General features: G+C 63.8%; 13 protein-coding genes. 7 read left to right on the top strand and 6 right to left on the bottom strand.

Annotated elements, in window-relative coordinates; all coding sequences use genetic code 11:
* Positions 1 to 260: 260 nt before the first annotated feature.
* From HCN58_RS28205 to HCN58_RS28195, 3 genes are read left to right on the top strand one after another with little or no spacing between them, the layout of a single operon-like run.
* Positions 261 to 2,072 carry a PAS domain-containing sensor histidine kinase gene (locus tag HCN58_RS28205; RefSeq protein WP_311966887.1) on the top strand — a complete coding sequence of 604 codons (1,812 nt, stop codon included), beginning with the start codon at positions 261 to 263 and terminating at the stop codon, positions 2,070 to 2,072.
* Entirely contained in the window at positions 2,065 to 2,787 is a 723-nt protein-coding gene (locus tag HCN58_RS28200; protein WP_171582619.1) for a peptidoglycan-binding protein, read from the top strand. The genes HCN58_RS28205 and HCN58_RS28200 overlap by 8 nt, the downstream gene beginning before the upstream one ends.
* A gap of 33 nt (positions 2,788 to 2,820) precedes the next feature.
* Positions 2,821 to 3,165, top strand: a complete 345-nt coding sequence (locus HCN58_RS28195) for a DUF1491 family protein (protein ID WP_171582618.1) — start codon at positions 2,821 to 2,823, stop codon at positions 3,163 to 3,165.
* Here HCN58_RS28195 and HCN58_RS28190 read toward each other — a convergent pair.
* Positions 3,162 to 4,139 (bottom strand): DUF2336 domain-containing protein, encoded by a 978-nt coding sequence (locus HCN58_RS28190; protein WP_171582617.1) that lies wholly within the window; start codon positions 4,137 to 4,139, stop codon positions 3,162 to 3,164. The genes HCN58_RS28195 and HCN58_RS28190 overlap by 4 nt on opposite strands.
* A 242-nt stretch (positions 4,140 to 4,381) precedes the next feature.
* Here HCN58_RS28190 and HCN58_RS36190 point away from each other — a divergent pair, with 242 nt between their 5' ends.
* Positions 4,382 to 4,582 carry a hypothetical protein gene (locus HCN58_RS36190; protein ID WP_235983945.1) on the top strand — a complete coding sequence of 67 codons (201 nt, stop codon included), beginning with the start codon at positions 4,382 to 4,384 and terminating at the stop codon, positions 4,580 to 4,582.
* A gap of 16 nt (positions 4,583 to 4,598) precedes the next feature.
* Positions 4,599 to 5,372, top strand: coding sequence for a hypothetical protein (locus HCN58_RS28185; protein ID WP_171582616.1), 774 nt, complete (start codon positions 4,599 to 4,601; stop codon positions 5,370 to 5,372).
* A gap of 29 nt (positions 5,373 to 5,401) precedes the next feature.
* On the opposite strand, the gene HCN58_RS28180 is transcribed toward HCN58_RS28185, so the two are convergent.
* Positions 5,402 to 5,914, bottom strand: a complete 513-nt coding sequence (locus tag HCN58_RS28180; RefSeq protein WP_171582615.1) for a GNAT family N-acetyltransferase — start codon at positions 5,912 to 5,914, stop codon at positions 5,402 to 5,404.
* Positions 5,915 to 6,046: 132 nt separating this feature from the next.
* Between HCN58_RS28180 and HCN58_RS28175 the strand changes: the two genes are divergently transcribed.
* Positions 6,047 to 6,454 (top strand): PaaI family thioesterase, encoded by a 408-nt coding sequence (locus HCN58_RS28175; protein ID WP_171582614.1) that lies wholly within the window; start codon positions 6,047 to 6,049, stop codon positions 6,452 to 6,454.
* A gap of 180 nt (positions 6,455 to 6,634) precedes the next feature.
* On the opposite strand, the gene HCN58_RS28170 is transcribed toward HCN58_RS28175, so the two are convergent.
* Positions 6,635 to 7,495, bottom strand: coding sequence for a LysR family transcriptional regulator (locus HCN58_RS28170; RefSeq protein ID WP_171582613.1), 861 nt, complete (start codon positions 7,493 to 7,495; stop codon positions 6,635 to 6,637).
* Positions 7,496 to 7,589: 94 nt separating this feature from the next.
* On the opposite strand from HCN58_RS28170, the gene HCN58_RS28165 reads away from it, so the two are divergent.
* Complete coding sequence (locus tag HCN58_RS28165) at positions 7,590 to 8,438, top strand: MBL fold metallo-hydrolase (RefSeq protein ID WP_171582612.1); 849 nt, start codon at positions 7,590 to 7,592, stop codon at positions 8,436 to 8,438.
* On the opposite strand, the gene HCN58_RS28160 is transcribed toward HCN58_RS28165, so the two are convergent.
* From HCN58_RS28160 to HCN58_RS28150, 3 genes are all read right to left on the bottom strand, one after another.
* Positions 8,439 to 9,059 (bottom strand): DUF1254 domain-containing protein, encoded by a 621-nt coding sequence (locus HCN58_RS28160; RefSeq protein WP_171582611.1) that lies wholly within the window; start codon positions 9,057 to 9,059, stop codon positions 8,439 to 8,441.
* Complete coding sequence (locus HCN58_RS28155) at positions 9,056 to 9,634, bottom strand: DUF1214 domain-containing protein (protein WP_171582610.1); 579 nt, start codon at positions 9,632 to 9,634, stop codon at positions 9,056 to 9,058. Before HCN58_RS28155 ends, HCN58_RS28160 begins: the two co-directional genes overlap by 4 nt.
* 152 nt (positions 9,635 to 9,786) lie before the next feature.
* Positions 9,787 to 12,072, bottom strand: coding sequence for a transglycosylase domain-containing protein (locus tag HCN58_RS28150; protein WP_171582609.1), 2,286 nt, complete (start codon positions 12,070 to 12,072; stop codon positions 9,787 to 9,789).
* Between the last annotated feature and the right edge of the window lie 182 nt (positions 12,073 to 12,254).

The following is a 12,254-nucleotide window of genomic DNA, read 5'->3' as shown; positions in this document are numbered from 1 at the left end:
CGACCACCATCGCGCGAAAAGTTCGCGCCGCTCGCGCATCCACCATTTCGAAACCATAGATCGATGCGGCTCTAAACCTGTCGTTCACCATCCGCGTCGAATGAGCGTCACGCGAGGCGCGAAATCCGCGGGAAGACACGCTGTCGGGCGTTGGGCCTCCGCGCCTTAGCGTTCGCTTAAGTTCACTCTGACACGGTGGCGCAAAGATAAGGGGGCGTTCCGGCGCGTCTGTCTGACGAACAAGCCGAAGCGCGAGAGCCGTGACTGTTTTGAGTATCATCCGCGATTGTCTCGATGCTTTGCTGCATCCCTCGGCACGATATGATGCGCTGACGCGTGCGCGTCATCGCGCGTTCATGGCGCCGCGGCTGCTCGGCAGCCTGGTGGCGCTTGCGGCTTTTCCGATCTATCTGGCGATGCGCGGGGCGCCCACGGCGCTCGAGGTCGCGGCGTTCGCCTGGCTCATCGCTCCAATTCTGTTGTCCTGGTTCCTGTCGCGCACCGGCCGCTACGAGGGCGCGCATATCCTCTCCGCGCTGGCGCTGGCAGGCCTCGTCATGATGGTCGCCCTGACCACCGGCGGCATCGAATCATTTGCCGCCGTCTGGCTTATCGTGATTCCGCTGGAAGCGGCACTGTCTGCCTCGCGCCGCGTGGTCGTGTTCGCATCCGCGCTTGCACTGTCATGCGCCGCCTTGCTGATCGCGCTCGGACATTTTCACCTCCTGCCGATGGCGGAGCCGAACGCGGCGCTGCGCGGCGTCCTGATGGGCGCCGGCGTTGCCTCGGCGATGCTGTATGCGGCAGGATTGGCCGTCAGCGCGGAATCGCTGGCGCGCACTTCCGTGTCGCTGCTCTATCTCGAGGAAGACCGTTACCGTCTGCTGGCGCGAAACATGAGCGACGTGATTTCACGTCACAACCGCAATGGCGCCGTGGAGTTCATTTCGCCGGCGGCGGAAGCCATGCTCGGTACGCCCGGCGCCCGGCTCGCCGGCCATGGCTTGTTCGACCGCGTCCATGTCGCGGATCGTCCGGCCTATCTCACGGCCCTGTCGGATGCCGCGCGCGGCAGCGAGCAGCGCAGCGTCGAATTCCGCCTGCGCCGCGATGCCGTCCGCGGCCAGAACGCTTCCGCCGATTTCATCTGGGTCGAGATGCGCTGCCGGCCGCTCGAGCAGGCTTCGCCCGAGGCCGAAGTCGTCGCCGTGATGCGCGAAATCACCGACCGCAAGATCCAGGAGCAGGCCCTCGAAATGGCGCGCACCGCCGCCGAGCAGGCGGATGCCTCCAAGACGCGCTTCCTGGCCACCATGAGCCACGAGCTGCGCACGCCGCTGAACGCCATCATCGGCTTCTCCGAAATGATCGTGCACGAAGAGGCGATGATGCTCGACGCCGCGCGGCGCAGGGAATACGCGCAGTTGATCAACGATTCCGGCCAGCACCTGTTGTCTGTCGTCAACGGCATCCTCGACATGTCCAAGATGGAAACCGGAAATTTCGAAATTTCGCCGGAGCCGTTCGCGCCGCGCGCCGCGCTGTTGCACTGCTGCAATCTGCTGGCGCTGAAGGCGCGCGACAACGGCGTCGACCTGATCACCCGCGCAGCGGAGGACTTGCCCGTGATGAACGGCGATCCGCGCGCGTTCAAGCAGATCGCGCTGAACCTCATCACCAACGCAATCAAATTCACCGAGCGCGGCGGCAGCGTGACGGTTTCCGCTGCGGTCGAGGGATCGCGGCTGATGCTGAGTGTCACCGATACCGGGGTCGGTATCGCCGCCGAGGATCTCGCGCGGATCGGTGATCCGTTCTTCCAGGCCGGCAAGACATATCAGCGCAAGCACGAAGGTACTGGCCTTGGCTTGTCGATCGTGAAGGGCCTGGTTGGATTGCACAACGGCGAAATCAACGTGCAGAGCAGGGTCGGCGAGGGCACCACGGTGGCTGTTACCTTGCCGCTTGACTTTGCGCCGTCGCTGACCACTTCAAACAACGTCGCGACGCTGAAGCCGGCGCTGCGACCCGAATCTCAGGATGAAGTCCATCAGGTGAAGAAACGTGCCTAGGCGTATTGACGACGATGACGAGATGCCGCGCCGCCGCCGTCGCGGCGTGAAAGCGGTTGCGATCGAAGCGGAGGAAGAGCGCGGCCTCGTGATGCGCATTCTCCTGCACAGTCCGAAAGACATTATCGCGGGACTGCTCGCGGCTGCCGCAATCTGCGCCATCGTCGCCAATGCGCTGTTCCTGCAGGCCGGCCGCCATCCCTCGCCGATGTTCGGCTCGGTCGTGACGCTGCCGGCGCCGCAAGCCGCCGTCGTGAGCCCGTTGCCACGCCCGCGCCCAGTCGAATTGACCGCAAGGCCGGTCGATTCAGATCCGCCCGAAATCAGGCCGGTCGAGGTGAGGGGCGCCGATCCCAAACACGTCGAAATCAAGAGCGCTGATCCCAAGAGCACGGAGCCCCGGAACGCCGATCCAATGGCCAACCTGGTGGTCAAGTCGACCGGCGCGCCCGCGGCGCCGCCTGCCAGTGTGGTGCGTCCGCCGGCGCCGATTCCGGCGAATACGCAAAGCGCCGGCGCGCGGCGCGTGGCGGCGGTGCAGCGCGCGCTGACGCAATATGGCTACGGCCAGTTGAAGCCGACCGGCGCAGTCGGTGCGGACACCCAGGCCGCGATCTCGAAATTCGAGCGCGACCGCAAATTGCCGGTGACCGGCCAGATGTCCGATCGGCTGGTGCGCGAACTCACCGCCATGATCGGGCACCCGATCGACTAGCTTCCGCCTGATCGCTGGCTTATCGTCTGTTCCATGCGACTGAAATCAAGCATCTGGGTGGCCGCTTACCTGCGCCGCTGCCAGAAGGAGGGAATATTTGGCGCCGTGCGCAAGCGCGGGGCGGAGGACGCGGGCGCGGTGTTCGTCAAGGTGGCGCTGCTTGACGGTAACGCCATGCTGTATGCGCCTGCGCCACAGACCGTTTATGACGAGAGCCGCCCGGCCGAGCGGCTGTTCGCGCCGGCCTCTCCGCAGCCGGTACCGGAGCAATCGGTGGAGGAGCGTCTCGCCAAGGAACTCCGTTTCGATCCCGACGTCTGGATCGTCGAGACCGAGGACCGCGCAGGGCGGCATTTTCTGGATCTGGCGAAAGCTTAGCGATTCGAGCCGTCGGTGCCAGTGCGAACCGCCGGCGCAGTTCCGGGCTGCACCGCGGGACGCGTTTGCGAAGTTGCCGCGCGGGCGCGGTGACGTTCGTCGTCGTACAGCGCGGCGCGATATTTGGCGCGACTGACTGCCATGGTCGAGCCGCGCCATGCGGCCAGCATGACGAGGGCGGATCGTTCGCTCAAACGGTCGTAAAGCCGCGACAAGCGATAGACGTTGTGCACGGATGAGCCGAATTCCGGATTGAGGAACAGCAGCACGCGCTGGAAGATTGCGCTCGGCATGTCGAGCGCCTTCGCCGCGCACGCTAACGGCTCGCCGCCGGGATCGCTGACGACTTGAGTTGCGATCCGCTGCGGCAGGATCAGGGCCTCGCCAAGTTCGAGCGCAAAATTTTCGGCGTCCTCGGCGAACGCGGCCATCTCCAGGATATGCAGCGCGCGGGCGGCGCGAGCTGCGGGAATTCGCGCCGAGGCCTTCAGCGGCGTATCGGCGAGATTGTGCAGGATCAGCGCGCGCTCGCTGGGACCGGCCGCGAAGAACATATCGCTGATTTCGGCGGCATCGTTGGGCCGCATTGCCAGATTGGACGCCATCCGCAGCTGCGCTTCGGTTGGCGTCTTCACCGTCGGCGCGTCCGTCGGGGCAGCGGTAATTGCGGCTGCGAGCGGAAGGGGCTGGTCCGGGTGCGCACGCCGCAGGGCGAGCCTGTCCATGATCTCGGCCGGCGTTGCCGGATAGATCGCGAGCCGCGCCCGCACCGCAGCGCGCGTGGCGTCGTCGACCTGGTCGATCAGGCGGGACGTCAGTTCGACGAACTGCCGCTCCTCGTCGGCGGAATGCGCGCTGGTCTGGACATAGAGGTCGGTCAGCACGCGCAGCAAGGTCGGCCTAATATCGACGCCCTCGCGGCGCGAGAGCGTCATCAGCCCGTCGAATCCCGGAAACAATGGAGCTGCGGTCATGTCAGGTGTACGCGACTTCGGTAATCCTTCGCGTCAGCCTACGCAGGGCGTTTTAAGAGTTGGTTAAGGAAAACAGCCCCTGAAGAAATCCGATAAAATGTGAGCTTTCGGCGGGCGGCGCGAGCCGCGGAACCCGTAACTGTACCGCCTGCACAAATTAAGATGCCGTTAACCACGTTCTGTTCTGAATATTGGCATGTCGCCGGCCAGATCATGACCGCGGCAACCAGAGAGAACGGCATATGGGCACCATCATTGAATTTCCGGCAGATGCGGCTTCGCGACGGCTGGGCTCAACCATGGATGGCGCTCCACGCGATGGCCTGGGAACCGTATTGATCCTTCCCGTTATCCGCATCGAACGCGAAGCCGGCGAGACCGGCGACGGACGCGGGCCGGAAGAGGGGACGGCACCCGGTCGCCGTCGCCGTCGGCGCCCCTGAACGACGGACGTTTGAAATGCCGGAGCTGTGCCTCCCGATCCGGACCACCGGGCTTCGGTCACTCCCGGCTCTCATACTGCTTGTTGTAAGTGCAGCGCTCGGCGGCTGTAGCGGCGGCGATTTCGGTCGCACTCGCGCGGACATGCGTAACGACGACATGCACCGCTGGTTGGGCGCCGAGGCGACGGCAAGTGTGGGCCTAACGCCCTCACATTTCCAGCTCACCGAAAACGAACGCCAGCTTCGCGATCTCGCCTATCCCTTGATCGAACCGCCGCATTCGCGGCCCGCGTGGAAGAGCGTGTTCGGCGATTACCAGCCATTGCCCTCGCCGTGGCGGCAGAAGGTGGTGTTCGACCGCACCACCTACGGACGCGCTTTGATCGACGAGCCGCACCGCTCTCACATCTCGCGTTATCAGCAGTTGATCGAGGACGTCCGCAACGACATCACGCGGTTCGAGCCGTTCTTTGCCTCCGCCATTCGCGTCATCGAACTCGACCGCAAGCGCAGCGCCAGCCTGAAGATGGTGTCGGAATTGTCGCCGCGCGAGCAGGCCGATGCGATCGCCCGCATGGAAGAGAACACGCTGATCGTGCAATGGGTCCAGCAATGCCTGGAGCGGCGCATTTCTTCATACCGCTGGGCGCTGGAGCGGCTGGTGATTCAGACGCCCGACAGTATCGCAGCCGACGCCGACCGGCTGATCGGCGAGCTCGCGGCGCAGACCGCCAATCCGCCAGTTGCGGCTCAGCCCGTGATCGGGCGTGCGGTGACGGTGAAGGGATAGGGCCCGCACTCTCGCTCCATCAGAGCGGCTCAGTCGACGATCTGCTCGCCCGACACTCTGTCGGCGCACAACTCGAATGCCATCACCGTACGCACTTTACCAAGGTACTCAACCTCTTCAATCTGCTTCCAGCCCAGCATGGCATAGTACGAGGGCAATGTTCCGGACGTATAGAGATGAATGCGTCGAAATCCTAAGTCTGCGGCGTGAGTGACGGCAGCATCAACAAGCGCGTTTCCAACACCTTGGCTACGTGCATCGTCAGTCACGAATAGCTGGGCCATCCAAGGTGAAAGTGCGGGACGTATCTTCATCTCAGAAATCAGCAAGTTAACTGATCCAAGGAAACGCGGGCCGCGCCTGGCCACCAGAACGGCCGGAAGCGGGCCCGAAGGAGCTGCGCCGCAGAGAAAGCGCTCATATTCTTCTAACGAATTGTAGCCAGTGAGAGGTCCCCAAAACTTGAACTGCAGCGAGGCGATAGTGGTCGCGAGGCCAGACCCCGCTGCTAGTCGTTCAATTTCAAGAGACGGTTCGTTCATTGGGGCGGCGAGCCTGCTAGGAAGATGGCGAGCTGTCAAACGAGGGCTAAACGCGGGAGTAGCGTTGCCAAATCCAATCCAGGCGAAGAATATTGCAAGGGCTGAATAGGACGTTCTGGATGCTTATGAAGGGTGATCGACTTGAGTGACCAATTGGCACATCGCCCACCTGGTGCTCAGCTACTTGGCCGGGAGTGGCTGGGTTTTGATGATACGGGTGAAATTGCCTTGATTCGCTTCCAAGCTCTGCCTTCTTTCACCAATAGGCATGGAACAATTCAGGGTGGTTTTTTGGCAGCAATGCTGGATTCGGCCACGGGGATCGGAGCATTGGCGACGCTCCCTTCAAATCTGACTGTGATTACGAAGACTCTGAATACGCGGTTTCTCAGAGCCGCAGGTGTTGGACCCATAACGGCCAAGGCAAGGATTGTCGCCCGCACAGATCGCGACCTCATTGTAGAGGCCGATCTAATCGATGCCGAAGGTATGACGGTTGCGAACGCTACGGCGGAGCTACGAGTCTTCGAAAAGAAGTAGAATTCTTTTATCCGTTGCAAGTCATTCAACCGGGCCCACATCCCGGTCTACGGTTCTTCAACCAAGCTGTGTCGCCGGTCGCATTTCGCTACGGCAAACTCGCCGGCAATCACGTTTGTCTTCCCTGCATCCAGCTTGCACCGTCAGGCTATGACTTCGCAATAACGAGTTCACGCCCAGTTATCTCTTAACCCTCCTCGTCGATTTGGCGCGGCTCGCCTTCGGTCGTTGGCTCTGCAGCCTCGCGATAAAATTCTGCAACACCTCCGAGGGCGGCCGCGCCGCGCTGTAGGCGAGGCCGACCTCGCGCTTCACTTCGACGTCGATTTCGCGCACGGCGACGTCGGAATTGGCGCGCGCCACGCCTTCGGGGACGATGGCGATGCCGACACCGGCGGCAACCAGCGCCATCGCCCAGTCTTCCGATTCCGCGATCGCCGCCGGCTGCCGTGTCGCCGACGCGGCGCGGCCGAAGAATTCGCTCTGCTCGCAATGACAGCGATCGACCATGGCGACGCCGGCGAGATCTGCGGTGCGCAGCCGCTCCTTCAGCGTCAATGGATGCGATGGCGGCAACGCCGCGACATAACGCTCCACCCAAAGCGGAACGAAATGCTCGTCGGCGCGCAGCAGGTTTTTGGCGACGATCCGCGCATCCGCGGGCTCGTCGTCGCCGACGAGGCGGAGCGCGATATCGGACGTCCCGGTCAGCGGCTTCAGGAGAGCGACGGTTCGCGGCCGGTCGAGGGTGCGCATCAAGCCGAGCGTCAGCGCGTTGCGCGTCGCCGGTTTTCGAAACAGGTTCTTTGCAGCGTCCGCCTCGTCGATGATGCGGCGGGCCACGGCATGGAATTGTTCGGCTGCTTCCGTCGGCGCCACGCCCTTCTTGTGCCGAATGAGCAGCGCCGTGCCGAGTTCGGCCTCGAGATTGGTGATCGCCGCCGAGATCGAGGGCTGCGAAATGAAGCAGCGTTTGGCGGCGGCCGTCAGGTTGCGCTCCCTAAACACGGCGGCGAAATAGCGGAGTTCACGGATATCCATAGACTAATCCTATTGATACTATCGGATATCAATATTTTACCTATGGAATGCCGGATGGCAAAGCAAGGTGCCGTACCCCAAGGAGGCATCGTTAATGCGCGTTCGTCATCTCAACGCCGGCACCATGTGCCCGATCGGCCGACGTCGGGTGAACGGCACCGGCAGCATTTTTCAGCGGGCACGGATGGTCTGTCATTGCTTGCTAATCGAGACCCATGACGGGCTGGTGCTGGTCGATACCGGCATCGGATTGGACGATATCGCGAACCCGCCGCGGCTCGGTCCCAAATGGGTCCGGCAAACGACGCCACGGCTCGATCCGGCCGAGACCGCCGTACGGCAGGTCGAGGCGCTCGGCTATTCCAGAGGCGAGGTGCGACATCTGCTGCTGACCCATCTTGATCGCGATCATGCCGGCGGCATTCCGGATTTCCCAAACGCCAAGGTCCACGTCCATCGCCGCGAGTACGACATGGCGGTGGCGCGCACGGCGCCCGCCCCGAAGGGCCGCTATATCACCGACCAGTGGAAGCACAGGCCGCAATGGGCCTTCTACGGAGAAGGTGGCGAGGATTGGTTCGGCTTCAGGGGCGTGCGGGCGCTCGGCGATCGCGAACCCGATATCCTGATCATCCCGCTGCCGGGCCTAGGCCATTGCGGCATCGCCGTGCGGACAAAGCAGAAATGGCTGCTGCACGCGGGCGATGCCTATTTCTTCCACGGCCAGATGCATGCTTCGCCCCGAATGCCGCTGGTGCTCGGCATGTTTCAGCGCCGCGCCGACATGGATCGCGCCATGCGCATCCAAAACCAGGAGCGCTTGCGGACGCTCAAAGCCAATCACGGCAATGCCGTGACGGTCTTCAACAGCCACGATCCCGTGGACTACGAGCGCTGCCGTTGTGGCCAACACGGGGACGTATCGCTCACCAGTAGCCCGTAATCAGCGCTTGGACCGCGGCGCGGGGGCGGGGGCCGGCGCGGGCACGGCTGGTTCAGGTTGCTTCGCCGGTGGAGGCTCGGTCTGCGCGGTGCAACGCGACGCCGCGAGCGCGGCTTGTGCCTGCGGCATCAGGCCGGGCTCCGGCGCCAAGGCCTTCAGCACGATCAGGCCGGTGGTGGTCGGGGAGTCGATGATCAGCCGGTCGGCGGCGGTGACTTCCTCATCCTCCGGCAATTCCGAATGTTGGTCCTCCGTCATCAGGTCGAGCTCGATCACCTTCCGGCCGGCGGAGCGGTCGTTGATGGCGTAGTAGGCGACCTCGTTGCGCGTATAGAACGACACTGAGGTATAGGCCTGGCTGACCGGCACTGTCAGCTTGAGCGGTCCCCCGGAGAGGTCGTAGCGGCAGATCGCGACCGCAAAGGCCGGGTCCATGAACGGCATCGGAGCGTTGTTAGGCTCGGCGAGCGGAAGCGGCGTGACCGCGTTCTCCTTGGTCATCGGCGTCAGCCGCGAATAGGCGTCCTGGGTGGCGATGCGCGGCAGCGCCAGCACGCTGACGAGATGCACCACGCCGCCCAAGAGCACGCCCGCGATGATGGTGAACGCCAGCCGGATCATGGGCAGTTCACCGTGGTGATGGCGGGCATTGGCGCGTCGCGTTGCGTCCGCGTCGCAACGCCGACCGGCGTATCGTAAAGCCGCAGCATCAGCGCATAGCGCTCGATGCCGCCGGTCGGCAGCCAGTTTCCGGCTCTCGACCGGGCCGCCACACGGATTTCGAACGTGCCGTCGGAGCCGCGGACGATTTCCTGGCTCGTAAAGCCATAGCGTTGCAGCGAATTGGCGACCAGATGCCCCTTGCGGTCGAACAGCGTCAGGGTCCAGAACCGGGCCGCCGGCGTCACCCCGCTGACGACCACGTCGCAGCGCCCGTCGAGCGCCTTCTTCTTGTCGTCGGTGGTCGCCGTGAACGCGATGCCGTCACCGGTGCCAACAGGCAGTTCGCCGCTGCGGGCAATCGAGGCACGCGAATAGGGATCGACCTCGGAGGTGCCGCTCTTCGGCCGCGCGGTCCAGGCGCCGATGGTGAGCGTGCCGAGATCGGTGCCGCGCGTCGCCGTCATGTAGGTCGAGCCGAGACCCACGGCCGTGGCAAGCGCCAATGCCAGCAAGGTGATGAAGATCAGCCGCACAGGCCAGTGCTCCGAAATCTCACGGCATCAGATTCCGCTTGAACCGGCTTCATCCGAAACCTGAAGCGCCTCTTTTTGCGTGAGCATGCCAGCGCAGGCGCTTCGCGTCTGTTCCAAGGAAAGCCGGTTAAGAATCTGCCGGATCATACTTTTCAATTCTTCCGCTGCTCCGGCGCAGCCTGCTCGCCAGCGGCTGCGACATAGTTCTCCGGAAACGCCAGCGCGCCAGATGTGATCGGATTGGAGGGCTGCTTCTGGTCGTTGGACGAGGTCTTGCCCGCGGCCTTGCCGGCCTCGTCGAGCAGCCGCTCGACGCGCACCAGAATATCCGCCCCCCGCTTGGTCAACACCGGCGGCGGCCCCGGCTTGGTCTCCAGCACCCGTGCCGCGCCGGCGCCGGCAACGTTGGCGGGCAGGGCCGGTTGCGGCAGTTTCGTTCCCATGCCGATGCCGGGAATTTCCTTCACCTCGACGCCCTGATGCGCGACCACCATGATGTCGTGCCAGGTCTGCGCCGGCAGCGAACCGCCGGTCATGCGGTTGGTCGGCGAGTAGTCGTCATTGCCGTACCAGACGGCGCAGGTGAAGTTGCCGGTGTAGCCGACGAACCAGGCGTCACGGTAGGCGTTCGTGGTGCCGGTCTTGCCGGCGGTCGGGATGCCGTCGAGCGCGGCGCGGCGGGCGGTGCCTTCGCTGACGACATGGCTCATCATCCACGCCATGTCGGCTGCGACGGAGGCGGGAATGGCTTGCATCGGCTTCTTGCCGTCGCGATCGAAGCGCCAGACCAGATCGCCGGCGCCGGTGCGCACTTCCAGCACCGCGTGAGGTTTCACCGACTTGCCCTTGTTCGGGAAGGTCGCGTAGGCGACCGCGTGTTCGAGCACGGTGACTTCGTCGGAGCCGATCGGCATCGACGGCGTATCCGGAAGGGGGGCGGTGAGGCCGAACCGGCGTGCCACCTCGGTGATCTTGACGCGGCCGGCCTTGGCGGGGTTCGGCGATTTGCCGCCCAGCGCAATCGAGAGCTTCACCGGCACGACGTTGATCGAGCGGGTGATCGCCTGGGTCAGCGTGACCGAGCCGGAATAGGAGTGGCCATAGTTCTGTGGGCACCAGTTGCCGATGCAGACCGGGCCGTCGACCACGATCGAAGACGGCTTGTACCCGTTCAAGAGCGCCGTGGTGTAGACGTAGGGCTTGAACGAGGAGCCCGGCTGTCGGTAGGCGTCGGTCGCGCGGTTGAACTGGCTCGCGCCATAGTCGCGTCCCCCGACCATGGCGCGGACCCCGCCGTCGAGATCGGCAACCACGACGGATGCCTGCGTGGCGTGGTAATCGCGGCCAAACTGGCGCAACTGGTTTTCAACCGCTTCCTCGGCGGCGCGCTGCACGTTCATGTCGATCGCGGTGCGGACCACGAAGACCCGCTCGGTGTAGGATTTCGGGAACGTGTCGACCAGCTTGCGCATCTCGTCGAAGGCGTAATCGAGGTAGTAGTTCGGCGAATTTTCGTCACGGCGGTCGACGGCGATCGCCGGGTTGCGTCGAGCACCGAACACCTGGCCCTCGGTCATGAAGCCGGCATCGACGAGATTGTCGAGCACGACGTTGGCGCGGGCGCGGGCGGCGGGCAGGTTGATGTGCGGGGCGTATTTGGTCGGTGCCTTGAACAGGCCGGCCAGCATCGCCGATTCCGCCAGAGTGACGTCGCGCGCCGACTTGTTGAAGTAGAAATGCGCCGCCCCGTCTACGCCGAAAGTGCCGCCACCCATATAGGCGCGGTCCAGATACAGCTTCAGAATTTCGTTCTTGGTCAGTCGCGTCTCGAGCCAGACCGCCAGAAACGCTTCCTTCACCTTGCGCTCGATGGTGCGCTCGTTGCTCAGGAACAGGTTCTTGGCCAATTGCTGCGTGATCGACGAACCGCCCTGGCGGACGCCGCCGGCCTGCGCGTTGGTCACGAGCGCGCGGGCGGTGCCGGGGATGTCGATGCCGAAATGGTCGTAGAAGCGGCGGTCTTCGGTCGCCAGCGTCGCCTTGATCAGATTGTCCGGAAAATCCTCCAGCGGGATCGAGTCGTTGTGCTTGATACCGCGACTGCCGATCGGATTGCCGTAGCGGTCGAGGAACGACACCGCGAGATCGGATTTCTTCAGCCAGTCGTCGTCGGCGGTTTCGCGGAACGCGGGGATCGCCAGCGCCAGCATCATGATCAGGCCACCGAGGCCCAGGGTGGCGGCCTCCGAAAACGGTTCGATGAACACCCAGCGCTTCCAGCGGCCGACATAGAAGCGGTCCATGAAGGTGGAATAGCGCTCGTACAGCTCGCGCAGGCCCTTGCCCGACGAGAACAGCGTCGAGTCGATGCGCGCGTCCAGATCCAGAAAGAAGTTCCGGATCTTCTGCTTCAAATCTGGAGACACGATCTGGCGCACCGGGACCCTTGATCTGTTCTAGTCGCGCCCGGCGGGGCCGGTCGAGACGTCTTTGCTTGATGTTGAGGCAAACCCAAGGCGCTTTTACGGCCTCGGGGACTCGCCATTGTTCTATCCGAGCGGGGGTTATAAACCAATGCTCTCGCTCACCATTTTGATGGTCAGCCCTAACGCTGCCGTTG

Origin of the sequence: Bradyrhizobium australiense, from assembly GCF_013114825.1 — a bacterium.
Taxonomy (GTDB): domain Bacteria; phylum Pseudomonadota; class Alphaproteobacteria; order Rhizobiales; family Xanthobacteraceae; genus Bradyrhizobium; species Bradyrhizobium australiense.
This window is presented reverse-complemented; position numbering and strand designations above follow the sequence as displayed.

Excerpts from the sequence above, each read along its gene's own strand:
- HCN58_RS28185 (WP_171582616.1), top strand. The coding sequence starts at position 4,599 with ATGCCGGAGCTGTGCCTCCCGATCCGGACCACCGGGCTTCGGTCACTC.
- HCN58_RS28170 (WP_171582613.1), bottom strand. The coding sequence starts at position 7,495 with ATGGATATCCGTGAACTCCGCTATTTCGCCGCCGTGTTTAGGGAGCGC.
- HCN58_RS28190 (WP_171582617.1), bottom strand. The coding sequence starts at position 4,139 with ATGACCGCAGCTCCATTGTTTCCGGGATTCGACGGGCTGATGACGCTC.
- HCN58_RS28195 (WP_171582618.1), top strand. The coding sequence starts at position 2,821 with ATGCGACTGAAATCAAGCATCTGGGTGGCCGCTTACCTGCGCCGCTGC.
- HCN58_RS28180 (WP_171582615.1), bottom strand. The coding sequence starts at position 5,914 with ATGAACGAACCGTCTCTTGAAATTGAACGACTAGCAGCGGGGTCTGGC.
- HCN58_RS28165 (WP_171582612.1), top strand. The coding sequence starts at position 7,590 with ATGCGCGTTCGTCATCTCAACGCCGGCACCATGTGCCCGATCGGCCGA.
- HCN58_RS36190 (WP_235983945.1), top strand. The coding sequence starts at position 4,382 with ATGGGCACCATCATTGAATTTCCGGCAGATGCGGCTTCGCGACGGCTG.
- HCN58_RS28160 (WP_171582611.1), bottom strand. The coding sequence starts at position 9,059 with ATGATCCGGCTGGCGTTCACCATCATCGCGGGCGTGCTCTTGGGCGGC.